Source organism: Streptomyces sp. DT2A-34, from assembly GCF_030499515.1.
Taxonomy (GTDB): domain Bacteria; phylum Actinomycetota; class Actinomycetes; order Streptomycetales; family Streptomycetaceae; genus Streptomyces.
The window spans coordinates 954,859-977,788 of record NZ_JASTWJ010000001.1 but is presented as its reverse complement, the minus strand read 5'-3'; the positions used below and the strand labels follow the sequence as shown (position 1 = coordinate 977,788).

At 71.5% G+C, this 22,930-nt stretch carries 25 protein-coding genes and 1 tRNA gene; 13 read left to right on the top strand and 13 right to left on the bottom strand.

The genetic code is table 11. The features are described 5' to 3' along the window. Positions 1-4 precede the first annotated feature (4 nt). Genes QQM39_RS04155 through QQM39_RS04145 form a run of 3 tightly spaced genes read left to right on the top strand, consistent with a single transcriptional unit; the run spans position 5 to position 2,915 of the window. On the top strand, positions 5-1,357 hold the full coding sequence (locus tag QQM39_RS04155) for an amidohydrolase family protein (protein ID WP_301995258.1): 1,353 nt from the start codon (positions 5-7) through the stop codon (positions 1,355-1,357). After that, positions 1,354-2,229: a cupin domain-containing protein gene (locus QQM39_RS04150; RefSeq protein WP_301995257.1), complete on the top strand. Its 876-nt coding sequence runs from the start codon at positions 1,354-1,356 to the stop codon at positions 2,227-2,229. The genes QQM39_RS04155 and QQM39_RS04150 overlap by 4 nt, the downstream gene beginning before the upstream one ends. Beyond that, positions 2,226-2,915, top strand: a complete 690-nt coding sequence (locus tag QQM39_RS04145) for an SDR family oxidoreductase (RefSeq protein ID WP_301995256.1) — start codon at positions 2,226-2,228, stop codon at positions 2,913-2,915. The genes QQM39_RS04150 and QQM39_RS04145 overlap by 4 nt, the downstream gene beginning before the upstream one ends. 21 nt (positions 2,916-2,936) lie before the next feature. Here the strand turns inward: QQM39_RS04145 and QQM39_RS04140 are convergent, their stop codons facing one another. From QQM39_RS04140 to QQM39_RS04120, 5 genes are all read right to left on the bottom strand, one after another. Then, positions 2,937-3,767: an SAM-dependent methyltransferase gene (locus QQM39_RS04140; protein WP_301995254.1), complete on the bottom strand. Its 831-nt coding sequence runs from the start codon at positions 3,765-3,767 to the stop codon at positions 2,937-2,939. Positions 3,768-3,816: 49 nt separating this feature from the next. Further along, a complete protein-coding gene (locus tag QQM39_RS04135) occupies positions 3,817-4,464 on the bottom strand; it encodes an endonuclease (protein ID WP_301995253.1) in 648 nt (215 codons plus the stop codon). Beyond that, on the bottom strand, positions 4,461-4,793 hold the full coding sequence (locus tag QQM39_RS04130; protein WP_128436752.1) for a DUF3140 domain-containing protein: 333 nt from the start codon (positions 4,791-4,793) through the stop codon (positions 4,461-4,463). Before QQM39_RS04130 ends, QQM39_RS04135 begins: the two co-directional genes overlap by 4 nt. Before the next feature lie 107 nt (positions 4,794-4,900). Then, entirely contained in the window at positions 4,901-5,383 is a 483-nt protein-coding gene (locus QQM39_RS04125; protein WP_301995251.1) for a Dps family protein, read from the bottom strand. 125 nt (positions 5,384-5,508) lie between these two features. Next, positions 5,509-6,318, bottom strand: a complete 810-nt coding sequence (locus QQM39_RS04120) for an alpha/beta hydrolase (protein WP_301995250.1) — start codon at positions 6,316-6,318, stop codon at positions 5,509-5,511. A gap of 138 nt (positions 6,319-6,456) precedes the next feature. On the opposite strand from QQM39_RS04120, the gene QQM39_RS04115 reads away from it, so the two are divergent. Both QQM39_RS04115 and QQM39_RS04110 read left to right on the top strand, forming a co-directional pair. Continuing rightward, positions 6,457-7,644, top strand: a complete 1,188-nt coding sequence (locus tag QQM39_RS04115; protein WP_301995248.1) for a thiolase family protein — start codon at positions 6,457-6,459, stop codon at positions 7,642-7,644. A gap of 100 nt (positions 7,645-7,744) precedes the next feature. Beyond that, a complete protein-coding gene (locus QQM39_RS04110) occupies positions 7,745-8,518 on the top strand; it encodes a sulfite exporter TauE/SafE family protein (protein WP_301995246.1) in 774 nt (257 codons plus the stop codon). On the opposite strand, the gene QQM39_RS04105 is transcribed toward QQM39_RS04110, so the two are convergent. Both QQM39_RS04105 and QQM39_RS04100 read right to left on the bottom strand, forming a co-directional pair. After that, positions 8,504-9,316: a TIGR01458 family HAD-type hydrolase gene (locus QQM39_RS04105; protein ID WP_301995245.1), complete on the bottom strand. Its 813-nt coding sequence runs from the start codon at positions 9,314-9,316 to the stop codon at positions 8,504-8,506. The genes QQM39_RS04110 and QQM39_RS04105 overlap by 15 nt on opposite strands. Before the next feature lie 35 nt (positions 9,317-9,351). Beyond that, on the bottom strand, positions 9,352-10,818 hold the full coding sequence (locus tag QQM39_RS04100) for a hypothetical protein (protein ID WP_301995244.1): 1,467 nt from the start codon (positions 10,816-10,818) through the stop codon (positions 9,352-9,354). A 175-nt stretch (positions 10,819-10,993) separates the two neighbouring features. Between QQM39_RS04100 and QQM39_RS04095 the strand changes: the two genes are divergently transcribed. Continuing rightward, the gene (locus QQM39_RS04095; protein ID WP_301995243.1) at positions 10,994-11,740 is read left to right on the top strand and encodes a cobalt-precorrin-6A reductase; all 747 of its coding nucleotides are present in this window, start codon (positions 10,994-10,996) and stop codon (positions 11,738-11,740) included. On the opposite strand, the gene QQM39_RS04090 is transcribed toward QQM39_RS04095, so the two are convergent. The 3 genes from QQM39_RS04090 to QQM39_RS04080 all read right to left on the bottom strand — a co-directional run bounded on the left by QQM39_RS04090 (position 11,730) and on the right by QQM39_RS04080 (position 13,895). Then, positions 11,730-12,194, bottom strand: coding sequence for a hypothetical protein (locus tag QQM39_RS04090; RefSeq protein ID WP_301995242.1), 465 nt, complete (start codon positions 12,192-12,194; stop codon positions 11,730-11,732). The genes QQM39_RS04095 and QQM39_RS04090 overlap by 11 nt on opposite strands. A gap of 209 nt (positions 12,195-12,403) precedes the next feature. Further along, a complete protein-coding gene (gene cobF / locus QQM39_RS04085; protein WP_301995241.1) occupies positions 12,404-13,183 on the bottom strand; it encodes a precorrin-6A synthase (deacetylating) in 780 nt (259 codons plus the stop codon). Positions 13,184-13,373: 190 nt separating this feature from the next. After that, complete coding sequence (locus tag QQM39_RS04080; protein ID WP_301995240.1) at positions 13,374-13,895, bottom strand: DUF309 domain-containing protein; 522 nt, start codon at positions 13,893-13,895, stop codon at positions 13,374-13,376. A gap of 115 nt (positions 13,896-14,010) precedes the next feature. On the opposite strand from QQM39_RS04080, the gene QQM39_RS04075 reads away from it, so the two are divergent. The 3 genes from QQM39_RS04075 (at position 14,011) to QQM39_RS04065 (ending at position 16,844) form a co-directional block, all read left to right on the top strand. Then, positions 14,011-14,084, top strand: a tRNA-Pro gene (locus QQM39_RS04075). Between the two features lie 307 nt (positions 14,085-14,391). Further along, entirely contained in the window at positions 14,392-16,116 is a 1,725-nt protein-coding gene (locus QQM39_RS04070; protein ID WP_301995238.1) for a hydrogenase maturation protein, read from the top strand. A gap of 296 nt (positions 16,117-16,412) precedes the next feature. Further along, on the top strand, positions 16,413-16,844 hold the full coding sequence (locus QQM39_RS04065; RefSeq protein ID WP_301995236.1) for an HIT family protein: 432 nt from the start codon (positions 16,413-16,415) through the stop codon (positions 16,842-16,844). 39 nt (positions 16,845-16,883) lie between these two features. On the opposite strand, the gene QQM39_RS04060 is transcribed toward QQM39_RS04065, so the two are convergent. After that, positions 16,884-17,081 (bottom strand): hypothetical protein, encoded by a 198-nt coding sequence (locus tag QQM39_RS04060; protein ID WP_301995235.1) that lies wholly within the window; start codon positions 17,079-17,081, stop codon positions 16,884-16,886. Between the two features lie 200 nt (positions 17,082-17,281). Between QQM39_RS04060 and QQM39_RS04055 the strand changes: the two genes are divergently transcribed. From QQM39_RS04055 to QQM39_RS04040, 4 genes are all read left to right on the top strand, one after another. Beyond that, on the top strand, positions 17,282-17,896 hold the full coding sequence (locus tag QQM39_RS04055) for a hypothetical protein (RefSeq protein ID WP_301995234.1): 615 nt from the start codon (positions 17,282-17,284) through the stop codon (positions 17,894-17,896). 55 nt (positions 17,897-17,951) lie between these two features. Beyond that, a complete protein-coding gene (locus QQM39_RS04050; RefSeq protein ID WP_301995232.1) occupies positions 17,952-18,614 on the top strand; it encodes an NUDIX domain-containing protein in 663 nt (220 codons plus the stop codon). A gap of 113 nt (positions 18,615-18,727) precedes the next feature. Continuing rightward, complete coding sequence (locus tag QQM39_RS04045; protein WP_301995230.1) at positions 18,728-19,711, top strand: aldo/keto reductase; 984 nt, start codon at positions 18,728-18,730, stop codon at positions 19,709-19,711. A 109-nt stretch (positions 19,712-19,820) separates the two neighbouring features. Beyond that, entirely contained in the window at positions 19,821-20,624 is an 804-nt protein-coding gene (locus QQM39_RS04040; protein WP_301995229.1) for a DUF427 domain-containing protein, read from the top strand. Here the strand turns inward: QQM39_RS04040 and QQM39_RS04035 are convergent. Beyond that, positions 20,614-21,399 (bottom strand): GntR family transcriptional regulator, encoded by a 786-nt coding sequence (locus QQM39_RS04035; RefSeq protein WP_301995228.1) that lies wholly within the window; start codon positions 21,397-21,399, stop codon positions 20,614-20,616. The genes QQM39_RS04040 and QQM39_RS04035 overlap by 11 nt on opposite strands. Before the next feature lie 24 nt (positions 21,400-21,423). Continuing rightward, positions 21,424-22,917, bottom strand: coding sequence for a CoA-acylating methylmalonate-semialdehyde dehydrogenase (locus QQM39_RS04030; protein WP_301995227.1), 1,494 nt, complete (start codon positions 22,915-22,917; stop codon positions 21,424-21,426). Positions 22,918-22,930: the final 13 nt, after the last annotated feature.

Below are 22,930 nucleotides of genomic sequence, written 5' to 3'. Positions count from 1 at the left end.
AACGATGACCCATCGGATACTCCTGCGCGCCGGTCACGTGCTGTCGATGGACCCCGCCACCGGGGACCTGCCCCAGGGCGACGTCCTCATCGAGGACGGGACGATCGCCGCGGTGGACCGGGAGATCAGCGCCGACGCCGAAGTGCTCGACATGACCGGCCGTATCGTGATCCCCGGCTTCGTGGACACCCACCGCCACACCTGGGAGGCGCCGATCCGCAACGTCGCCCCGGACGCCACCCTGGACGACTACTTCGTCGACATCCTCGACACCTTCGCGCCCCTCTACACCCCCGAGGACGTGTACGCCGGCAACCTCGCGGGCTCGCTGGAGTGCCTGAACGCCGGCATCACCACCCTCGTCGACTGGTCGCACATCAACAACACGCCCGAGCACCCGGACGCCGCGATCCAGGCGCTCACGGAGACCGGCATCCGCGCCCAGTACGCGTACGGCAGCGCCAACACCTCGCTCGCCGACTACTGGTTCGAGAGCAAGATCGCCGTCCCCGGGGACGACGTACGGCGGATCCGCGCCAAGTACTTCGCCTCCGACGACGGCCTGCTCACCATGGCGCTCGCCACCCGTGGCCCCGGCTTCTGCACGAACGAGGTCGTCACCTCCGAATGGGCCCTCGCCCGCGAGCTGGGCATCCCGGTCACCGTGCACGTGGCCATGGGGCGGCTCGCCGGCCGCTTCGGCATGGTCAAGCAGCTGAACGACCTCGGTCTCCTCGGACCCGACACCACCTACATCCACTGTTGCTACCTCCACGAGGACGAGTGGCGGATGGTCGCCGACAGCGGCGGCACGGTGTCGATCGCGCCGCAGGTCGAGATGCAGATGGGACACGGCTGGCCGCCCGTGATGAAGGCCATCGAGTACGGACTGCGGCCGTCCTTGAGCATCGACGTCGTCACCACCGTGCCCGGCGACATGTTCACCCAGATCCGCGCGGCCTTCGGCGCCGAGCGCGCCCGGGTCAACGCCGACTGCTGGAAGGCCAACATGCCCGTGCCGGACAGCATGTTGACGGCACGTCAGATGCTGGAGGTCGCGACGCGCAACGGCGCCCACGTGGCGGGCGTCGAGGACCGCACCGGCTCCCTCACCCCCGGCAAACGCGCCGACGTCGTCGCGATCGACGCCACCGCGCTGAACGTCGCCCCGGTGCACGACGCGGCCGCCGCGGTGACCCTGTCGGCCGACGTCTCCAACGTCGACACGGTCATCGTCGACGGCGTGATCCGCAAGCGCGGCGGCCGGCTCGTGGCCGACGTCGACCGGGCCCGGCGCCTGGTCCAGGAGTCCCGTGACCGGCTCCTCGCGGCGAAGGAGGCGAAGAGCGCGGCATGACCCGACACCTGGTGAACCGGGCCGCCGAGGTTCCGGAGCCGCCGTACGACGAACTCGGGTACCGGCGGCGGACATTGGTCGGCGAGGGCGACGGCAGTGTGCACACCGGCTTCGGCCTGTGCGGGATACGGCCCGACGGCCGGGTCCCGGCCCATGTGCACTCGTACGAGGAGAGCTTCCATGTGCTCTACGGCGCTGTGATCCTCGATGTGCCCGAAAGGGCGTACCTGCTCGAAGAGGGCGACTACGGCCTCCTCCCGACCGGCGTCCCGCACGCCTGGCGCGGCGCCGGAGACCTCGCCGGCCGCTGGGCCGACATGCTCGCCCCGGTGCCGCGGGCACGCTACGGGTACGACACGCAGGCGGTGCCCGCGCTACCCGAGCGCGACCCCGTCCGCATCGACGTCCGCGATCCGCGCACCCGGTACTTCGGCCACTTCGCACCCGTGCAGATGGACGCCGGCAAGCAGTCCCAGGACCTGCTCGCGGTGTCGGCGAGCATGCGCACCGCCCTGCTCGTGTACAGCGGGATCACCGTGAAGACGATGGTCGACAGCGATCTGGGCGCGGTCGCCTCGACCATGTTCATGGTGCAGTACGCGCCCGACGGCGTCGCCGGCTCGCACGACCACCCCTTCGAGGAGACGTACCTGTTTCTCGAAGGGGAGGCGGACGCGGTGTTCGACGGCGAGCGGTACCGGCTCGGCCCCGGCGACTGCGCCTGGGCGGGCGCCGGTTGTGTGCACGGGTTCGCCAACGCCGGTCGGGGACCGCTGCGTTGGCTGGAGACACAGGCGCCGCAGCCGCCGCCGCGCCACTCCTACCGGTTCACGCGGGACTGGGAGTACCTGAGGGAGGCCCTGGAGTCATGAGCAGCGTCCTCGTCGTGGGCGGTACGTCGGGCATCGGGCTGGAGTTCGCCCGGATGCGGGCCGGGCGTGGGGACGAGACCGTCCTGACCGGCCGTGACGCCCATCGCGCCGACATCGTCGCCAAGGGGATCGGCGCCCGCGGACTCGCCCTCGACCTCGGCCGGCCGCAGGAGATCGGTGCCGCGCTGGCCGGCGTCGGACGCCTCGACCACCTGGTGCTCGCGGGCGTGTCGCGCGACGACAACAAGGTCACCGAGTACGACATCGACGCCGCCCTGCGGCTCGTCACCCTGAAACTCGTCGGCTACACCGAGGTCGTGCATGTCCTGCGGGACCGGCTCCACGACGACAGCGCGATCGTGCTGTTCGGCGGGCAGGCCAAGGAACGGCCCTATCCGGGCGCGACGACGGTGGCGACGGTCAACGCGGGCGTGGGCGGCCTGGTGAACACCCTCGCCGTCGAACTCGCGCCGATCCGGGTGAACGCCGTGCACCCGGGTGTCGTCGGGGACAGCCCCTACTGGCAGGCCAAGCCGGAGCGGGTGCTCGCCGCCCTGCGCACCGAGACCCCCACCGGGCGGCTGGCCACCATGGCCGACGTGGTCGACGCGGTGGAGTTCCTGCTGCGCAACGGGTCGGTCAACGCGGTCGAACTGGCCGTGGACGGAGGGTGGTTGCTCGGCTGAGTGGGCTGGCGGGCTGCGGGATCAGCGCTTGAGGCCGACCGCGCCGTACAGCGACACGGGTTCTTCCCTCGTCTCGGACACGGGTACTTCCCTCGTCTCGTTCTCGTCCGCGGCCGGCCGCCAGTCGGACAGGGAGACGATGCCCGGTTCCAGCAGCTCAAGTCCCTTGAACAAGCGGCCCATCTCGGCGTGCGAACGGGCCACGAGCGTCACCCCGCTCGCGGTGTAGGCCGCGATACCCCGACGGACGTTCTCCGGATCGAAGTCCGCCGTCATCGCCGACAGCACCAGACAGCTGCCCGGCGCCAACGCGCCGACCAGCGTGTCCACGAGCTGGTGGGCGCCGTCGTCGTCCGCGATGAAGTGCAGGAGCGCGATCAGTGACAGGGCGACGGGCCGGTCGAAGTCGAGGACGGAGGCGGCCTGTTCCAGAATCCGCTCCGGTTCGCGCGCATCGGCCTGCACATATGCGGTCACACCCGCCGGGGTGCCGTGCAGCAGGGCCTCGGCGTGTGCGAGCACGATCGGGTCGTTGTCGACGTACACCACTCGTGCGTCGGGGACGACGGACTGGGCGATCTGGTGCAGGTTGGGCTCGGTCGGGATGCCGGAACCGACATCGAGGAACTGGCGGATCCCCGTCTCCCGGACGACCGCCCGCGTGGCCCGCTCCATGAAGCGGCGGTTGGCCCGCGCATGCCGCGGAGCGTCCCCCTGCAGCGCGGTGATCCGCCGTCCGAGTTCCTCGTCGACGGGGTAGTTGTCCTTGCCGCCGAGGAACCAGTCGTACACCCGGGCCGGATGCGGCCTGCTCGTGTCGATACGCGATACGGCCGGCTCGGTCCCGGTCACGCGGGCCTCCTGTGCTCGACAACGGCGTGATCCGAGCAGTCTTTCACGATCATGCGGCCCGGCGGAGGCTGTCTTCGGCCACCTCCTTGTCGACGGCCGCCCGCACCAACGCGGCGGCGAGCACGGCCGGTTCGGTGTTCCCGGCGAGGTCGGCCAGCCGGTCCGGGTCCTTGGGCAGGCCGAGCCGCCGCGCGCCCGAGAGGGCCTTGCCGTCCAGGTAGGGCGCCACTTCCGGCCAGACCCGCTGGGCCTCGCGCAGGAAGATGTCGGCGCCGGCCGGACCCATGCCGGGGAACTCCTGCAGCAGGCGGCGCAGTTCGGCGACGTCGCCGTCCGCCTCCTTGCGCAGCCGCCGCAGATCGCCGCCCCACCGGTCGGTCAACAGCTCGGCGCCGTCGCCGAGTTGGGTGGCGGTCCGCTCGTCGTAACGCCGGTAGCCGCCCCGGCCCAGCGCGTCCACCCGCTCCTGCCAGTCGGCGTCGGCCATGCGGCGTGGATCACGCAGCCCCGCCTCGTACAGTTCGCGGGCGGTGTCGACGGCGATCGAGCCGCGGATCCGGGCGCTGAGCAGATGCGCCAGCACCAGCAGCCGGTACAGCGGCTGCGGGGTGTCCTTCAGCGGGATGCCCGCCTCTTCGGCGAACGTCTGGCCGTGCGCGCGCACGAGTTCCCGTACGACGCGCCTGTCGTCGCTCATGGCCTCAGCGGATCGTGGCCGATCGTCATCAACTGATGCCGACGGCGCGTCTGTTCGGGCTCGGGCTCGTTCTCCAGGTCCGCCTCGGCGGTGACGGTGTCCACGACGTCGTACATCACCTGGATGTCGTCGTCCGTGAGGTCCGTGCGCCGCTTCTGGAGGATCGCGAGGACATGCTGCCCGGTCGGTGTGCCGGCCTGGTCCGGCAGCGGCTCGGTCTCCTCGTCCGCGTCACTGACCCGCAGCCAGGTGGCCAGCTCCTGCGAGGTCATGTTCACCACGCGGTGGAAGTCCTGCCACAGCGTGTCGAGTTCGAGGGCGTCGGTCATGGTGCCCCTCCTTGGCGAGTACGGCTCTTGGCGAACGGTGTACGGCTCTTGTCGTAGGGCTGTTTTCCGTACGGGCCTTTCCTTACGGGCTTTTCCGTACGGTCTTGTCACTCGTCGCGCGGCCAGTTCTCGGCGTCGAACATCCAGCGCTGCTTCTCCAGCTCGCTCGTGATGCCGATCAGCAGGTCCTGCGTCACCGGGTCCGCCTCGGCGGTCGCGTCGATACGTTCGCGCAGCCGCTCTATGGCCGCCGCCATGGCGTCCACGACCAGCTGGACGACCTCCGTGTCGCGCAGCCAGCCCTCCTTGGGGCCGGGCAGCGTGTAGGCCGCGGCGATGGTCTCCGGCCGGCCGTCGGGCGGCAGGCCGAGCGCCGCGGAGCGTTCGGCGACCGTGTCGGAGTACGCGCGGGCCACCGACACCACCTCGTCGAGCTGCAGATGGATCGAGCGGAACCGCGGTCCCACGATGTTCCAGTGCGCCTGCTTCCCGATCAGCGAGAGTCCGAGAAGATCGACGAGAGTGCTCTGCAGGGCCTCCCCGGCGACCCGGCGAGCCGGTTCGGGAAGCGTGCTCTTGACGACAGTCATACCGAGCTCCTCCTTGTGGCTTGGTCATGGCCGGTACGGAGCGGCGCCGCCATCACTCCAGGCGCCGCAACCCCTCCATGCGGGCGCGGGTGCCCAAGGCGAACCGGTGCAAAACGCGAGGTGTCTCAGTGCGCGAACACACCGTCCAGGAAGTGGATGAGGTCCCTGAACACTTCCGCCTTGTTCGTCTCGTGGAACACCTCGTGCCGGGCCCCGGGGTAGACGCGCTCGGTCAGCTCGTGCCCGCGCAGCTCCTCGACGCCGACGCGGCTGCCGGGGAGCGGGACCAGCCGGTCCTCGTCGCCGTGCAGCCACAGCAGGGGCAGGCGCCCGATGCCGCCGCCCTTGGACACCGTGTCCAGCATCCGGGCGAACGCCTCCACCGTCGGCCGCTTCATCGGGCCGTGCCAGACCAGCGGATCCGCCGCGTACGCCGCGCCCACATCGGGGTCACGGGAGAGCGCCGCCGGGCTGATCGGGGTGTCGGGGATCTCGTCGAGGGCGAGCAGCCGCCGGGGCAGGGCCCAGTCGCCGATCACGGGCCCGGACAGCACCAGGGCGGCGAGCGCGTCGCCGTGGAGCTGCGCGTAGCGGGCCGCGATCAGGCCGCCCATGGAGTGCCCGATCAGGACGACGGGCAGGCCCGGATACGCGGCCCGGGCCAGGCCGGCGACGGCGTGCACATCGGCGACCACGTCCTCGAAGTCCTCGATCATCACGCGCTCGCCCGCCGACCTCCCGTGACCGACGTGATCGGGCCCGAACACGGCCGCGCCGTGCTCGACGAGGACGTCCGCCACCTCGGCGTACCGGCCGGCGTGCTCCCCGTAGCCGTGGATCACGAGCGCGACGGAGCGGGGCCGAGGGTTCGGCCATGCGCGTACGGCGATCGATCCCCGGCTTCCGGCAAGGACATGCTCGCGGTCGTCGGCCATGTCTCCTCGTCCCCCTCGGCTGCGTCGGTGAAGGTGTCCGGGGATCTTCTCAGGGCGCGGCGGGTCGGTCTATAGTCCAAAACTAGCGGTGCTAATTAAATGGGTGTCGATTCATACTGCCCGGTCAGGAGACCTGTCGTGCGTCCCGTCCACTTCGCGGCCGCCCGCCGCACCCCCATCGGCAAGCTGCGCGGAGCGCTGTCGTCGGTACGGCCCGACGACCTCGCCGCGACCGTGATCCGGGGTCTCGTCGCGGATGTCCCCGCACTCGACCCGGCCCGTGTCGACGACGTCTACTGGGGCGCCGCCAACCAGGCCGGCGAGGACAACCGCAACGTCGCCCGCATGGCCGCGCTGCTGGCCGGCCTGCCGGAGACGGTGCCCGGCGCGACCGTCAACCGCCTGTGCGCGTCCGGTCTGGAGGCGGTGACGACGGCCGCCCGCACCATCGCGGCGGGCGAGGCCGACATCGTGCTCGCCGGCGGCTCGGAGTCCATGAGCCGCGCTCCCTTCGTCCTGCCCCGCCCCGACGAGGCGCTGCCGCACCGCATCGAGACCGCCGACACCCGCCTCGGCTGGCGCCTGGTCAACCCGGCGATGAAGGACCTGCACGGCCTGCTGTCCATGGGCGAGACGGCCGAGGAGGTCGCCGAGCGCCACGGTGTCCCGCGCGAGCGGCAGGACGAGTTCGCGCTGCGCAGCCACCAACGGGCCGCCGAGGCCCGCAAGAACGGACACTTCGACGACGAACTGCTACCTGTGCAGCGCCCGGACGGGGTCCTGGTCGACAGCGACGAGTGCGTCCGCGAGGACACGTCGTACGAGAAGCTCTCCCGGCTGAAGCCGGTCTTCCGGCAGGGCGGCACCGTCACGGCGGGCAACGCCTCACCGATGAACGACGGTGCCGCCGGCCTGCTCCTGGTCAGCGAGGAGGCCCTCAACGAACTGGGCCTGGAGTCCCTCGGCCGCTATGTCGCCGGCGCCTCGGCCGGCGTCCACCCCGACGTGATGGGCATCGGTCCCGTCCCCGCCACCCGCAAGGCCCTGGCCCGCGCCGACTGGACGATCGGCGACATCCAGGAAGCCGAGTTCAACGAGGCGTTCGCGGCGCAGGCACTCGCCTGCGTGGACGAGCTCGGCATCGATCCCGAGCTGGTCAACCCCAGCGGAGGCGCGATCGCGCTGGGACACCCGCTGGGCTGCTCGGGCGCCCGCATCCTCACGACGCTGCTGCACCGGATGCGGCGGACGGGAGCGGCGCGGGGGCTGGCGACCATGTGTGTGGGCGTGGGGCAGGGGAGTGCGGTGCTGGTGGAGAGGCACTAGCGATCCCCGAAGCAACCCGACGCGATCCCCGAAGCAATCTCCCAACTGGCGAGACGCTCCTTACGGGCATCGGTTAGGTGCGCATAGCATCGGTCTCCGCATGGACACGATGACTCTCTGGCACATCACCGGTTGGGAATTCGCCGCGCTCGCCCTCGCGGCCCTGCTCGTCGGCTTCTCGAAGACGGCCGTGAGCGGGGCCAACACGGTCAGCCTCGCGATCTTCGCCGCTGTGCTCCCCGCCCGCGCCTCCACCGGCGTCCTGCTGCCGATCCTGATCGCCGGGGACGTCCTCGCCGTCCTCACCTACCGACGGCACGCCCACTGGCCCACGCTGTGGCGGCTGTTCCCCGCGGTCGCGGCCGGCGTCGTGTTCGGCACGCTGTTCCTGGTGTGGGCGGACGACGGCATCGTCCGTACGTCGATCGGCGCGATCCTGCTGCTGATGGCCGGCGTGACGGTGTGGCGCCGCCGCACGGGCGAGAAGGAGGAGGAACCCGACTCGGTCACCACGCGGGCCGGCCGGGTCAAGGCCCGCTCGTACGGCGTCCTGGGCGGCTTCACCACCATGGTCGCCAACGCGGGCGGCCCGGTGATGTCGATGTACCTGCTGTCGGCCGGCTTCCGAAAGCTCGGCTTCCTCGGGACGTCCGCCTTCTTCTTCCTGATCGTCAACGTCTCCAAGGTGCCCTTCAGCGCCGGACTCGGCCTGATCGACGGCCCCTCGCTGCTGCTCGACGCGGCGCTCGTGGTGTTCGTCGTGCCCGGCGCGCTGCTCGGCAAATGGGCGGTGAACCGGATCAACCAGCGGCTGTTCGAGCAACTGGTCATCGCGGCGACGGTCGTGGGCGGCCTCCAGCTACTGCTGCGCTGACTCCCGCGGTTCCGCCAGCAGGGCGGGCAGGTCGGCGATGGAGTCGATCACATGGTCGGGCGTACCGCTCGCGTCCCGGTGGGTCTCCGGGAGGTACTTGCCGGTCTTGACCAGCACGCCCGTGACCCCGGCCCGCTGTGCCGCGAGCACATCGGACTCGATGTCGTCGCCCACCATCACCGCCTCCCGCGCACCGACCCCCACGTGTGCCAGCGCCGCCTCGAAGAACGCGGCCGACGGCTTCCCCGTGATCTCCGCCTCCACCCGCGCGGCCCTCTCCAGGCCGACCAGGAACGCGCCGGTGTCCAACTGCAACCCCTCCTCCGTACGCCAGTACAGATTCCGGTGCATGGCCACCAGCCGCGCCCCGCGCTGCACATGCCCGAAGGCCCGGTTGAGCGCCGCGTACCCGAACTCGGGCCCGGCACCGCCGACGACCACCACGTCCGGGGCGGAATCGTCGCCCTCGTCCTCGCCGACGAGGGTGACCCCGCCCAGGTCCTCCGCGATGTCCCCGCTGTTCAGCAGCGCGCACCGCGCCCCCGGACAGTGCTCGGCGAGATACGCGGCGGTGACGGCCGGCGCGGTCAGGATGTCCTCCGCGGACACCGGGAACCCGGCGTCCGCCAGCGTCCGGGCGACCGACGCCCGTGTCCGTGAGGTCGTGTTGGTGACCAGCGCCACACCGAGCCCGGCCTCGCGGATCTCCCGCAAGGCCTCGACCGCACCGGGCAGCGGCTGCCACGAGACGGTGAGAACCCCGTCGATGTCCATGAGGACGGCACGTACGGATCCCATGCGAGGACGATAGTCATCGACCGGCCCCGCGCCGCTCAAGGAGCGATCCCGACACCCTCGATCCTGCTCCAGGCCCGCTCCTGAGCCGCCGTCATCGCGGGCCACCGCAGCCCACCCGGGCGGGGCTCGACGCGCGAGGCGTACGGCGAAGGGCGGTACTCCAGATCGTAGAAGCAACCGGTGCCGTACGTACGGTCGAACGCCGCGCACGAGGCCGCGACGGACCGGACCGTCGGCCTCTCACCCGTCCGCACCCATGTCTCCAAGGCCGCCATGGAGGCGGCGGACTCGGCGTCGCTCAGCACACTGTGCTCGCGCTCCCGCGTGAACGTCTGCACCAGATGCTCGTCCCGGCCGGCACCGCGCAGGGTGTCCCGGAACGCCGCCTCGTGCTCCACGAACGCCGTCGGATCGTCGATCGCGCGCAGGGTGAGCACCGGAATCGAGACCTCGCCCGTGAGATCGCTGTCGTAGGACAGATCGCGTACGGCCGTCGGGTCCGCGGCGAACCGCTCGACGCCGGCGTTGAGTGCCTTGTCGTCATGCGATCCGGAGTACCGAACGCCCTGGTTGCCGAACGGATTCCGGCCGCCGAGACGGTGGTGCACGATGTCCCGGAACGTGAAGGTCGCCCACCGCAGATGCGCCTCCAGCGTGCGCGCCGGAACCTTCGTGACCGCCAGGATGTCGTCGAGATTGCGCTGCTGGAGCGCGGTCCGCTCCTCGGGCGCCGACGCGTACCCGGTGCACTCCTGCAACCGGGCGCGCAGCCCGGCGGTCGTCATGGCCGAGTCGGCGCGCAACCCCTGCCACAGGGGGTACTGCGGCTCGGTCGGGCGGGGGTGGTTGCGGCAGTAGTACTGGTAGACGACGCGCAGGTCGACGCGGTAGTCGTAGCCGCGCGAGCCACCGGCGAGGACGCCGTTGGTGAGCAGCGCCCCGTCGTACGCCCCCTGCCGCCCGCCGTAGGTCTCCACGACCTTCGCGGCGACGTTCCCGCCCCACGACTGGCCGTGCACATACGTCCGCCGCGGCGTGCCGAACTCCTCGACGAACAGCCGGCGCACGCTCTCGGTGTCGGCGGCGGCCATCCGCGTCCCGTAGCCGCCCCGGCGATACGACGAACCCGCCCAGGCGTAGCCCTCCTTCACCATGACCGTCCAGCGGCCCAGATCGTCGAGGCTGCGGGCGGGGTCGGAGTCCGCGCCGAGGTCGGGGCCGCCGTGGGCGTGCACGACGAGGGAACCGTTCCAGTCGTCGGGCACGGCGATCGCGTAGTACGCGCCGCCCGCGTCGCGGCCGGTGTAGCAGTCGGCCTCACCGGCCAGAGCGGCGGGGCATGCGGTGCGCGCGGGTCCCGCCGCCTCCCCCCGGGCGTTCGAGGCGCCGACGAGGATGCCGACGGCGAGGGCACCGGCCAGCACGGCGGAAAGCGTCGTACGCCGCCGGGCGGGCGAGGGGACAGACCTGCGGATCAGTGAGTGCGTTCTCGTCCAGTCCAAGACGCTGCTCCTCGTTCTCGTCGGCGCGTCGTCGAGCCGTGCGCCGCGATGCTAGGGAGCGAGGGGGTGAGGGACCACGATCTGATCGTTGTGTTCATAGTGTTCGCCCGAAAAGACGTCGGAGCAGGTGGCACCCGAGGTGCCACCCTCCGGACGCCACCTCGTACGCTCCCCCATGTCCCCCCGGCACATCCTGATCCTCGGCGGCACCACCGAGGCCCGCGAACTCGCCGCCGCGCTCACGGCGCGCCACGGCGTCCGCGTCACCACCTCGCTCGCGGGGCGCGTGGCACGGCCGGGCGCGGTCGAGGGGGACGTACGCATCGGGGGCTTCGGCGGAGCGCAGGGCCTGGCCGACTGGCTGCGCGCCGAGCACGTCGACACCCTCGTGGACGCCACCCACCCCTTCGCCGAGTCGATCACGGCGAACGCGGTCCGAGCCGCGACGGCGACCGGCGTGCCGGCGGTGATCCTGCGCCGCCCCGGCTGGCGTCCCGGCCCCGAGGACCGTTGGCACGAGGTCGCCTCCCTCGACGAGGCCGCCGGTCTGCTGCCGAGCCTCGCCCGCCGCGTGTTCCTGACCACCGGCCGCCTGGGCCTGGCGGCCTTTGCCCACCTCACGGACCTGCACTTCGTCGTACGCTCCGTCGAACCGCCCGAGCCGCCGATGCCCCCGCACACCGAAGTCCTGCTGGCCCGCGGACCGTTCACGGCGGACGACGAGGCGGCACTGTTGCGGGAGCACCGCATCGACGTCCTGGTGACGAAGGACAGCGGCGGAGAGGCGACTTCGGCCAAACTCACGGCCGCCCGCCGGCTCGCTCTCCCGGTCGTGGTCGTACGACGCCCCCCGCTACCGGAGGGCGTGGCCGCGGTGCCTGATGTGTCGCGGGTGCTGGAGCGGCTCGGTCTCACCCTGTGACGACGGAGGCGCGGATGCGGTCGATGGCGCGCAGCACCTCGTCGCGGTTCTTGGCGCGCTTGATCCAGGCGGGCAGACGTGCGACGTAGGTCATCTTCCGGCCGTGCTCGTACCAGGGCGGCCGTTCCCGCAGCGAGGCGGCCACGAAACGGCTGAGCAGGTCCAGGTGCGCGAGGTTGTAGGCCCACACCACTCCGTGCCGGGTCTCGGTCTGCAGCCACAGAACCGGGTTCGCGCACCGGCCCCCCGCCCCCCATGAGGTGCGCGCCAGCCCGCAGGACCGGCACACCAGACGCCGCTGCGGGGACGACGTGCCGTGTGCGTCCGGGGCGATGGCGGGGCGCCACTCGTAGTGCGCGATCTCCTCGCAGCGCGGGCAGCGCACCAGGACCGAGTCGGTGAACTCGTAGACCTTGCTGAGGGGATCGTGGAAACGGACCGGCGCGGCAGACATGCGGCGAGTATCACGGCGGACCGCCGTACGCCGCACCGGGTTTTCAGCCCGGCCCGCTCAGGGGCGAGCGTCACGGGGCCACGATCACAGCGGTGGGCCGAGGGCGCATGCGGGGGCGGTCCGCTCGGGTGCGGTGCGGATGCCGACCGAGGCGCGCGCCTGCTGAGCCTCGTGCCCCGCCTCCTGCCCTTCTGCGCTTCCTGCGCCTGCTACTCCTTCTGCTCCGTCGGATTCCGGCGCAGCAGATACGTGTCCATGATCCAGCCCTTGCGCTCCCGGGCCTCGGCACGCAGCCGCTCGATGCGGGGGGCGGCCTCGGCGATCGGGCCCGAGGCGAGGATCTCGTCCGGGGTGCCTATGTACGCGCCCCAGTAGATGTCGATGTCCTGGTCCGCGTACTGCCGGAAGACCTGGTGGGCGTCGAGCATCACGACCACGTCGTCCACGCCGTCCGGGAAGCCCTCGGCCAGCCGTCGGCCGGTGGTGATCTGCACGGGCCGGGCGACCCGGTTGAGCCCTGTCCGATGCCGGGCGACGAGAGCCGAGACACTGCTGATGCCGGGCACGACGTCGTACTCGAACTCCACCCCGCCCTTGTCCAGCACCTCCTCCAGGATGCCGAGCGTGCTGTCGTACAGCGCGGGATCACCCCACACCAGGAACGCGCCGGTCTCGTCCTCGCCCAGCTCCTCGGCGATCAGCCGCTCGTAGATCCCGGCGCGGGCACTGCGCCAGTCCCCGACGGCCGGGGAGTACGCGGCGCCCCCTGCCGACCGGTCCCGATCCGGATCCCGTGCCTCGACGACCCGATACGTCCCCTCCGGTATGTGCGCGTCCAGCATGTCCCGGCGCAGCTGCGTGAGGTCGGACTTCACCTCGCCCTTGTCGAGGATGAAGAACACGTCCGTACTCCGCAGCGCCCTGACCGCCTGCAGCGTCAGCTGCTCGGGGTCGCCCGCACCGATACCGATGACATGAATCTTTCGCACGCCCCGAGTCTGCCGCACGCCACTGACAACGCGGACACCGCGTCCATGTCTTCGGTGGTGGACGCCCGAGAGCGTGGGGGCGTGGGGGCGCGGGGCTTGCGGCGGCGGTGCGCTGGGCGTCGCCGGCCTGCGCGGTCGACGCATCCCGGTGAGCCGCCCGATTCATGGGGCCGGAGGTCTGCCGCCCCCTCTACGACCGCCCGCGCAGCCTCGGCGCCCACCGCCGCGCATCCACGGTCTCCTCGCCCTCCTCCACGACCCCCGCCAGCTCCCGCGCCCACGCGACCAGCCCGGCCGTATCCATCCCGTACGGCCGCTGCCGCCCGTCAGCCGACGCCCACTCCTCCACAGCCCTGGCCCCGCGCCGCAGCAACCTCGCCCCGCCCGTCACGTTCCCGCGAGCCGAGTGGGTGAGGCCCACCGCGAGCTGGGCCAGCCCCCGCCACAGGGCCCGCTCCTCCTGCGGGCCCGTCTTCCACGCGTCCTCGAAGACCTCGTGCGCATGGAACGGTTTCCCCGCGTCCAGCAGCAGCTGTGCCTCGGCGACGCTCTGCTCCGGAGTGCGTACGACGCCCTCGGGCTGGCGGGCGACGCCGTCCGCGCCGTAGGGGAGGGGGCGCCCGAGACCGTCCCGGGGGCGCGCGTTGCGTGCCCGGCCCTCGCTGTCCCGGTCCCGTGCGTCGGTCTGCCGTCCTGACGGTGTGGTGGCCATACACCGATTGTCCATCGCACTGCCCACCCCTCACCGGACGCCCTCTTCGGCTCGGTCCCCGGCGTGGGGTAAAGTTCTGCTTGCGTGATCACGCGGTTCGCCGCGCGACAGGCACCGGGACGTGGCGCAGCTTGGTAGCGCACTTGACTGGGGGTCAAGGGGTCGCAGGTTCAAATCCTGTCGTCCCGACGGTGCGAAGGGTCTTCGTGGGCGAGAGCCTGTGAGGGCCCTTTTCGTGTGGGGTCGGCCGAGGCGCCCGCCGTCCGGGGTGACGGCTTCCTCATCGCCTCCGCCGAGATGCGCGCCGAACACACGAGGCCGGCGCAAGCTCGACCCGATCGCCGAGGCCCTGGTGGATGTGTACTAGGGCGAGCAGAGCGAGGCCGTCGACCGGCTCAGGGACGCGATCCGGATGGACGAAGAGACCTGACCGTGGTGGGCGAAACGCCGCCGTGATCCTTCCCGGGCCCGCGGAAACCGGCGAGCATGCCGTGTCATGAACATTTTGCTCGTCGCCAGCGCGTTCAACAGCCTGTCCCAGCGTGTGTACGCCGAACTGGCGGACCTCGGGCACCGGGTGGATGTCGTCCTCGCCTCGCACGGTCCCGACGCGGTGCGCGCCGCCGTACACGAGACGCGCCCGGAGCTGATCATCGCTCCGATGCTGAAGACGGCGCTCCCGGAGGACGTGTGGCGGGAGCACACCTGCCTCGTCGTGCACCCCGGGCCGCCCGGCGATCGCGGTCCCTCCTCCCTGGACTGGGCGATCGCCGAGGCGGCGCCCCGCTGGGGAGTGACGGTGCTCCAGGCGGAGGCGTCGATGGACGCGGGCGACATCTGGGCGTCCGAGCCGTTCCCGGTGCCGCCGGTGGGCAAGAGCGACCTGTACCGGGGCGAGGTCTCCGACGCCGCCACGGCCGCTGTACTGCTGGCCGTGCAGCGGTATGCCGACGGCTCGTTCAAACCGTGGCGGCAGAGCGATCCCGAGGTCGGGGTGGTGTGGCGCGACTTCTTCCGGCAGGAGCAGCGCAGGATCGACTGGGGGAGGGACAGTACCGAGGTGGTGCTGCGCAAGCTGCGCGGGGGCGACTCGCAGCCCGGTGTGCTGGACGAGATCCTCGGCCGGGAGGTGTTCCTGCACGGCGGGCATCCCGAGGACCGGTTGCGCGGACGGCCGGGTGAGCTGCTCGCCACACGGGCGGGGGCGGTCTGCCGGGCCACCCGGGACGGCGCGGTGTGGATCCCGGAGCTGCGCCCTCGTAAGAGCTCCGGCGACCCCGCGCCGTTCCGCCGCCCGGCGGCCTCCGTGCTCGCGTCCTTCGCGACCGACGGCGCACGCAGCGGTGCCGGCCCGCACCGGCTGCCGGAGGACCCCGCCCCGCTCGAACTGCCCGCCGACCGGCGCACCTGGACCGACATCCGCTACCGGCAGCGCGGCGACATCGGCTTCCTGACCTTCTCCTTCCCCGGCGGGGCGATGAGCACCGACCAGTGCCGCCGGCTGCTCACCGCCTACCGGCACGCCCTCGCCCGCCCCACCTCGGTGCTGGTCCTCGGTGGGATGCGTGACTTCTTCTCCAACGGCATCCACCTGAACGTCATCGAGGCGGCCGCCGACCCGGCCGGTGAGTCCTGGGCGAATCTCAACGCCATGAACGACCTGGTCGATGCGGTCCTGCGGACCACCGACCGGCTGGTGGTGGCGGCGTTCGGCGGCAACGCGGCGGCCGGCGGCCTGATGCTCGCCCTGGCCGCCGACGAGGTGTGGTGCCGCGCGGGCGCCGTCCTCAACCCGCACTACCGGCGGATGGGGCTGTACGGCTCGGAGTACTGGACGTACACGCTGCCGCGTCGCGTCGGAGTGGAGACGGCCCGGCGGCTGACGAGCGAGGCGCTGCCCGTGAGTGCCGCCACGGGCGCACGGATCGGCCTGGTGGACCAGCTGGTGGCAGTCCGGGCACAGGAGTTCGCCGCCGAGACCGAGCGCAGGGCGGCCGCCCTCGCCGCCGCCCCCGACCTCGCGCGGCGAGTTGCCGCGAAGGCCGCGGCACGGCAGGCGGACGAGGAACGGCGACCGCTCGCGGACCACCGGCGGGCCGAACTCGCCCGTATGCGCGCCATCTTCTTCGACCCGCAGGCGCCGTATCACGCCCTGCGGTCGGCCTTCGTCCGCAAGCAGCCGGGCAGCTCCGACCGGCCGCTGAGCGGGGCCGTGCGATGACCCGACGTGGTGCGCGTCTGCCGGTGGCGGGCGTCGGCAACGTCTTCCTCGCGGACGACGCCTTCGGCACGACCCGTCCGACGCCCCCGGGCAGCGGCTCGGTGTCCGTGCCGGCTGCCGCTCCCACCGCAGCGGTGCGTTCACCCGTCAGCAGGTCGTCCAGCGGGAAGCCAAGGCCACATCGCCGACAGACCGCGCCTCCTGCGGGCCAGCACCAATGAGCCGCTCAAGGGAACCGTCGCGTGGGGCAGTGCGTAGGCTCGCTCCGAGAGCTCTCCCGCAGCGAAGGGGCATGCATGACCACCGTCTTCTCCCGCATCATCGACGGCGAGCTTCCCGCCCGGTTCGTCTGGCAGGACCCGCACGCGACGGCGTTCCTGTCCATCGCACCGCTGACGCCCGGTCACACCCTCGTCGTGCCCCGGCGCGAGGTCGACCAGTGGACGCAGGTCGACGGTGAACTGCTGGCCCACTGCATGCAGGTGGCCCAGGCGGTCGGCCAGGGTGTGCAGCGGGCGTGGAACGCTCCGCGGGCCGGACTGCTCATCGCCGGTTTCGAGGTGCCGCACCTGCACATTCACGTGGCGCCCATGTGGGGTTTGGGGGACCTCGACTTCGCCGACGCGAAGCCGGAGGAGGACATGTCGGTCCTGGACGAGGCGGCGGACAAACTCCGCACCGCCCTGTGCGAACTCGGCTTCGAGCAGGCTGTGCCGCCGGGGTCCTGAAAGGTCTGCGGCCCTTGGCCAGGACCCCGGCGGGAGTGCTCACTTCAAGCCCACGTGCGCCCCTGGCCCGCGCGGCAGGTCGAAGCCGTAGAACAGGTTGAGGCAGGCCGTCAGCAGGGCGAACGCGGCCAGGGTCCCGAACCCGGTCAGCCCGATGGAATCGAGCCCGCCGCCGCCAGTGCCGAAGCGCGGTTCGAGGACGGGGCCGATCAGGAAGCCGCCCAGCAGACCCAGCACCAGGCTGCTGGACGCACATGGGGCGGCTGCTGGACCACGAGGGCTGACTGCTGAGCGGGAGTGGTACCGCTGCGGAACCCGCACGGAGCGGGGGCAGGCCGGTCGTTCGCCCGGATCGTCGGGTCACCGGGACTGGTAGGCCCCCGCTGCCGATCATGAGCATGGTCATTCGGTGAACGGGGAGGGAGCTGGGGGGCTCGATGCGAACGATTCCCATGACGACGGCGCCGGCATGTCTGTTCATCGCAGCCGCGCTCGCCGGGTGCGGGGTCGGGGCCGGGTCCGGCGGCGCCGAGAAGTCCGCGGCAGAGCTGCTCGACGAGGCCAACGGCACGATGCGCGCACTGCGTTCCGTGACCATCGACATGAGCAACACCCCGGGCGACAACAGATCAGGATCGGTGAGACGGACTACGTCCGCCCGGACGAGACCTGTCTCGAGAACTGGAGCGGCCGGCCGGTCGTCGGCGTCCGGCCGAAGCAGTGGGCGAAGGTGCCCGCCGACGACGCGCAGCCGGGCGACGGACTGGCCGCGTGCACCTGGACGTTCAAGTCGTTTCGGCACGGCGAAGAAGGGCGCGGCCACCCGCGTCGGCGGCCGGGAAGTGATCGCCGTGCACGTCACGGACAAGGCGGACAAGGAAGGGGCGTACACCTTCTACGTGGCTACCGAGGGCAAGCCGTACCTGCTGAGGACCGTCTACAAGGGCGGCGGAAACGTCACCACCACGTCGTTCAGCGCCTTCGACGAGGCGTTGGACGTCCGGCCGTCCGCGTCGGAGCAGGTGCTGGACAAGGCCGACGTCGCGGGCTGAAGGATGGTAGAAGCGGGGCCATGACCAACTCGCTCATCCATCCGGCCGGTGCCCGATGACCGCCGGCATCGACACCCCCGACCGCCGCGGCCGCACCGGACTCGACCAAGCCGGCCGGGACCTGACCGGCAACCCCCGGGTCAAGGTGCGGGACGTGCGACTCCTGTCCAGCCACTGGTACGTCGAGCGCGCCACGACCTTCGACTTCCAGCACGCCGACGGCACCTGGAGCACCCAGCAGCGCGAGACGCACGACCGCGGCAACGGGGCGACCATGCTGCTGTACGACGCCGAACGCGAAACCGTCCTGCTCACCCGCCAGTTCCGCTTCCCGGTGTACGTCAACGGCCACCCCGACGGCATGCTCGTCGAGACGCCGGGCGGGCTGCTCGACGACGATGACGAGCACCCGGAGATCGCGGTGCGGCGCGAGGTGGTGGAGGAGACCGGGCACACCATCGGCGACGTCCGGCACGTCTTCGACGTCTATATGAGCCCGGGCTCGGTCACCGAACGCGTCAGCTTCTACGCCGCCGCCTACGGCCCCTCGACCCACACCCACGAGGGCGGTGGCCTGGACGAGGAGGGCGAGGACATCGAGATCGTCGAACTCCCCTTCCGGCGGGCCCTGGAGATGATCCGCACCGGGGAGATCGTCGACGCCAAGACGATCATGCTGCTGCAATGGGCGGCGCTGGAGGGCCCGTTCGCCCCCTGAGCCCGTCGATCCAGCGAATCTGCCGCGAACTCCCTTGACTTGAAGTGCGCTTCAAGATGAAGACTCCCGTTCGTGCCCCAAAGGCGGGCGCGCGAACGGGAGGGGACCCAGCCATGAAGTACCGCACCATCGGCACCGACCCGAAGAACCGCCGCGAGGTCAGCGTCCTCGCGCTCGGCGCGATGCTGTTCGGCTCGCAGACCGACGAGGAGACCTCCTTCGCCGTACTCGACCGCTATGTCGAGGCGGGCGGAACCTTCATCGACACGTCCGACAACTACGCCTTCTGGGTCGACGGCGGTCAGGGCGGACAGAGCGAGGAACTGCTCGGCCGGTGGCGCCGCAGCCGCGGCGTCGGCGACGAGATCGTCATCGCCACCAAGCTCGGTGCCCGCCCCCTGGCCCCCGGCACCAGCTACGTCGACAACGCGGAGGGCCTGTCGGCGAAGGTGATCCGCGAGTCCGCCGAGCGCAGCCGCGACCGGCTCGGCGTGGCCAAGCTGGACCTGCTCTACGCCCACATCGAGGACCGGCAGGTGCCCCTCCAGGAGACCGTCGAGGGGTTCGCCGAGCTGGTGAGCGAGGGCACGGTCGGTCTCCTCGGCGTCAGCAACCACGCGGTCTGGCGCGTCGAGCGGGCCCGCGCCCTCGCCGCCGCGGCCGGACTGCCCGGCTACGAGGTGCTCCAGTACGCCCACAGCCACCTGCGGCCCCGCCTCGACGTCCCCGACGGCCTGTTCCCCGACGGCAGCCTCGGCCACGCCGGCCCCGACCTGCTCAGCTACCTGCGGGCCGAGCCCGGCCTGACGCTGGTCGCCTACTCGCCGTTGCTGAAGGGCGCCTACACCCACCCGGACCGGCTGCCCGCCGACTTCGACCACCCGGGCACCCCGACCCGCCTGAAGGTCCTGCGGGAGGTCGCCCAGGAGACCGGGGCCACCGTCAACCAGGTCGTCCTGGCCTGGCAGATCGGCGCCGAGCTGCCGATCATCCCGCTGGTCGGAGCGTCGTCCGTGGCCCAGCTGGAGGAGAGCCTTGCCGCCGTGGACCTGGAGCTGAGCCCGGAGCTGCGGTCCCGGCTCGACGCGGCCCACTGACCACGCGGCCCACTGACCACGCGGCCCACTGACCGCGGGGCCCGCTCACCACGGAGCCCGCTCACCGCTGCGGGAGTACGCTCCGAAGAGGAGCCGAAGGAGAGTGGCCATGCCTCTGTTCCCCACCGAGCGGTCCGTCCGTACGACCCCCGAAGGCCTCCTGTGGGAGCCCAGCGAGCGCTGGGTGCGTGGCCGCAAGGGTGACGTCACCGTCGTCGACAGCCGGCACCCCGTCCTGGTGTGGGAACCCGAGCTGCCTGTGCCGTGCTACGCGTTCCCGCGTGAGGAGGTCCGCACGGACCTCCTCCGCCCGGCCAAGAACCCGTCGCCGGGCAAGCACACCGGGTCGCGCATCTTCTACGACCTCGAAGTCGGCGGCGAGCTGGTGGAGAACGCCGCGTGGACCTTCCCCGCCGACGACCTCGCCGGGCACCTCTCCTTCGAGTGGTTCCGGCGCTGGGGGAGCGGCCTCGACCACTGGTACGAGGAGGAGGAAGAGATCTTCATCCACCCGCGCGACCCGCACAAACGGGTGGACGCCATGCCCAGCAGCCGCCATGTCCAGGTCGAGATCGCCGGCACCGTCGTCGCGGACACCCACCGCCCGGTGCTGCTGTTCGAGACCGGGCTGCCGACCCGGTACTACCTGCCCCGCGAGGACGTCCGGCTCGACCTGTTCGAGCCCGCCGACCACCGCACCGGGTGCCCGTACAAGGGCACGGCCCAGTACTGGAACTGGAGCGGCGAGGGCGAGGTCCCGCGGAACATCGTCTGGAGCTATGCCGCGCCGCTGGCCGCTGTGGCTCCCGTCAAGGGGCTCCTGGCCTTCTACAACGAGGCCGTGGAGATCACCGTGGACGGGCAACGACTGGAGCGGCCGGTCACGCCGTTCACCGCGAGCCTCAAACCCTGACCAGCAGCTGGAAGTCGAACGCGTACCGGGACGCGCGGTAGATGTGCGTCCCGTACTCGACCGGCCGGCCCGTGTCGTCGTACGCCGTGCGCTGCATGGTCAGCAGCGCGGCGCCCTCCTTCTCGTCGAGGCGCTCGGCCTCCTCGGCGGTCGCGCAGCGGGCGCCGACGGTCTGGCGGGCGCTGTGCAGGGTGATTCCGGCGGCGCGCATCATCCGGTACAGGCCGGTCGACTCCAGCCGAGCCGTGTCGAGGTCGAGCAGGCTCGCGGGCAGGTAGTTGCGCAGGATGGCCACGGGCTGGTCGTGCGTGCAGCGCAGCCGCTCCAGGACCGTGACCTCCGCTCCCTCCGCGATGCCGAGCGCGGCCGCGACGTCGGCTTCCGCCGGGACGCGCTCGTTGCGGACGACCTCGGTGGTCGGACCCTGCCCGGCCGCCTCCAGGTCGTCGTAGAGGCTGCTGAGCTCCAGCGGGCGCTTGACCTGGCTGTGCACCACCTGGGTGCCCACCCCGCGCCGCCGTACCAGCAGCCCCTTGTCGACCAGAGACTGGATGGCCTGCCGGACGGTGGGCCGGGACAGGCCCAGCCGCACCGACAGGTCGACCTCGTTGCCCAGGAGGTTCCCCGGAGCGAGGGCCCCGTGCTCGATCGCCGACTCCAGCTGCTGGGCGAGCTGGTAGTACAGCGGCACGGGACTGCCCCGGTCCAGGGCGAAGTCCAGCGAGTCGAGCGCGGAGGCGGATCCGGCACGTGTGGAGCCGCGGGTCTTCGCCATCGGACGAACCTCCCTGTCAGGGTGTCAGGAGTTGCTGGGGAACCCGAGGTTGATGCCGCCGTCGGACGGGTCCGGCCAGCGGGTGGTGATCACCTTGCCCTGCGTGTAGAAGGCGATGCCGTCGTTGCCGTAGATGTGCAGATCGCCGAAGAGCGAGTCCTTCCAGCCACCGAAGGAGTGGTAGCCGACCGGCACCGGGATCGGCACGTTCACGCCGACCATGCCCGCCTTGACCTCCAGCTGGAAGCGGCGGGCGGCGCCGCCGTCCCGGGTGAAGATCGCGGTGCCGTTGCCCCAACGGGAGTCGTTGATCAGCTTGATGGCCTCTTCGTACGTCTCCGCGCGGACCACGGCCAGCACCGGGCCGAAGATCTCGTCCCGGTACGCGTCCGCCGTCAGCGGCACCCGGTCCAGCAGCGAGACACCGAGGAAGAAGCCGTCCTCGTGGCCCTCGACCGAGTAACCGGTGCCGTCGACGACGACCTCCGCGCCCTGCTCGGCGGCCGACGCCACGTAGGACGCCACCTTGTCGCGGTGCTCGCGCGTGATCAGCGGGCCCATTTCGGAGGCCGGGTCGTTGCCGGGGCCGATCCTCAGGTTCTTCGCGCGCTCGGCGATCTTGCCGACCAGCTCGTCACCCGTGTCGCCGACCGCGACCACGACCGACACGGCCATGCAGCGCTCGCCCGCCGAGCCGTACGCGGCGTTGATCGCCTGGTCGGCGGCGAAGTCCAGGTCGGCGTCCGGCAGGACCAGCATGTGGTTCTTGGCGCCGCCCAGGGCTTGCACGCGCTTGCCGTGCTCAACCGCCTTGAGCTGGATGTACTTCGCGATCGGGGTGGAGCCGACGAAGGAGACCGCCTCGATGTCCGGGTGCTCCAGGAGCCGGTCCACGGCCACCTTGTCGCCCTGCACGACGTTCAGCACACCGTCCGGCAGCCCGGCCTCGGAGGCCAGCTCGGCGAGCCGGTACGACGCCGACGGGTCCTTCTCGCTCGGCTTCAGCACGAAGGTGTTGCCGCACGCGATGGCCAGCGGGAACATCCACATCGGCACCATCGCCGGGAAGTTGAACGGCGTGATGCCGGCGACCACACCCAGCGGCTGCCGGATCGAGGCCACGTCCACCCGGGACGACACCTGCGTCGACAGCTCGCCCTTCAGCTGCACGGAGATCCCGCAGGCCAGCTCCACGATCTCCATGCCGCGCGCCACCTCGCCGAGCGCGTCGGAGTGCACCTTGCCGTGCTCGGCGGTGATCAGCTCGGCGATCTCGTCGCGGTGCGCGTCGAGCAGCTCGCGGTACTTGAACAGGATCGCCGTGCGCTTGGCCAGGGAGGACTGGCCCCAGCTCTCGAACGCGGCCTTCGCCGAGGCGACGGCGGCGTCCACCTCGTCGACGGTCGCGAAGGCGACCTGCTTCTCCTGGGCGCCGGTGGCCGGGTTGTAGACGGGGGCGAAGCGGCCGGAGCCGCCCTCCACGGGCTTGCCGTCGATCCAGTGGGTGATGGTCTTCATAGTGCGAAAGGGC

Excerpts from the sequence above, each read along its gene's own strand:
- QQM39_RS04155 (WP_301995258.1), top strand. The coding sequence starts at position 5 with ATGACCCATCGGATACTCCTGCGCGCCGGTCACGTGCTGTCGATGGAC.
- QQM39_RS04150 (WP_301995257.1), top strand. The coding sequence starts at position 1,354 with ATGACCCGACACCTGGTGAACCGGGCCGCCGAGGTTCCGGAGCCGCCG.
- QQM39_RS04145 (WP_301995256.1), top strand. The coding sequence starts at position 2,226 with ATGAGCAGCGTCCTCGTCGTGGGCGGTACGTCGGGCATCGGGCTGGAG.
- QQM39_RS04135 (WP_301995253.1), bottom strand. The coding sequence starts at position 4,464 with ATGAGCGACGACAGGCGCGTCGTACGGGAACTCGTGCGCGCGCACGGC.
- QQM39_RS04130 (WP_128436752.1), bottom strand. The coding sequence starts at position 4,793 with ATGACCGACGCCCTCGAACTCGACACGCTGTGGCAGGACTTCCACCGC.
- QQM39_RS04125 (WP_301995251.1), bottom strand. The coding sequence starts at position 5,383 with ATGACTGTCGTCAAGAGCACGCTTCCCGAACCGGCTCGCCGGGTCGCC.
- QQM39_RS04120 (WP_301995250.1), bottom strand. The coding sequence starts at position 6,318 with ATGGCCGACGACCGCGAGCATGTCCTTGCCGGAAGCCGGGGATCGATC.
- QQM39_RS04110 (WP_301995246.1), top strand. The coding sequence starts at position 7,745 with ATGGACACGATGACTCTCTGGCACATCACCGGTTGGGAATTCGCCGCG.
- QQM39_RS04105 (WP_301995245.1), bottom strand. The coding sequence starts at position 9,316 with ATGGGATCCGTACGTGCCGTCCTCATGGACATCGACGGGGTTCTCACC.
- QQM39_RS04095 (WP_301995243.1), top strand. The coding sequence starts at position 10,994 with ATGTCCCCCCGGCACATCCTGATCCTCGGCGGCACCACCGAGGCCCGC.
- QQM39_RS04090 (WP_301995242.1), bottom strand. The coding sequence starts at position 12,194 with ATGTCTGCCGCGCCGGTCCGTTTCCACGATCCCCTCAGCAAGGTCTAC.
- QQM39_RS04080 (WP_301995240.1), bottom strand. The coding sequence starts at position 13,895 with ATGGCCACCACACCGTCAGGACGGCAGACCGACGCACGGGACCGGGAC.
- QQM39_RS04070 (WP_301995238.1), top strand. The coding sequence starts at position 14,392 with ATGAACATTTTGCTCGTCGCCAGCGCGTTCAACAGCCTGTCCCAGCGT.
- QQM39_RS04065 (WP_301995236.1), top strand. The coding sequence starts at position 16,413 with ATGACCACCGTCTTCTCCCGCATCATCGACGGCGAGCTTCCCGCCCGG.
- QQM39_RS04055 (WP_301995234.1), top strand. The coding sequence starts at position 17,282 with ATGCGAACGATTCCCATGACGACGGCGCCGGCATGTCTGTTCATCGCA.
- QQM39_RS04050 (WP_301995232.1), top strand. The coding sequence starts at position 17,952 with ATGACCGCCGGCATCGACACCCCCGACCGCCGCGGCCGCACCGGACTC.
- QQM39_RS04045 (WP_301995230.1), top strand. The coding sequence starts at position 18,728 with ATGAAGTACCGCACCATCGGCACCGACCCGAAGAACCGCCGCGAGGTC.
- QQM39_RS04040 (WP_301995229.1), top strand. The coding sequence starts at position 19,821 with ATGCCTCTGTTCCCCACCGAGCGGTCCGTCCGTACGACCCCCGAAGGC.
- QQM39_RS04035 (WP_301995228.1), bottom strand. The coding sequence starts at position 21,399 with ATGGCGAAGACCCGCGGCTCCACACGTGCCGGATCCGCCTCCGCGCTC.
- QQM39_RS04030 (WP_301995227.1), bottom strand. The coding sequence starts at position 22,917 with ATGAAGACCATCACCCACTGGATCGACGGCAAGCCCGTGGAGGGCGGC.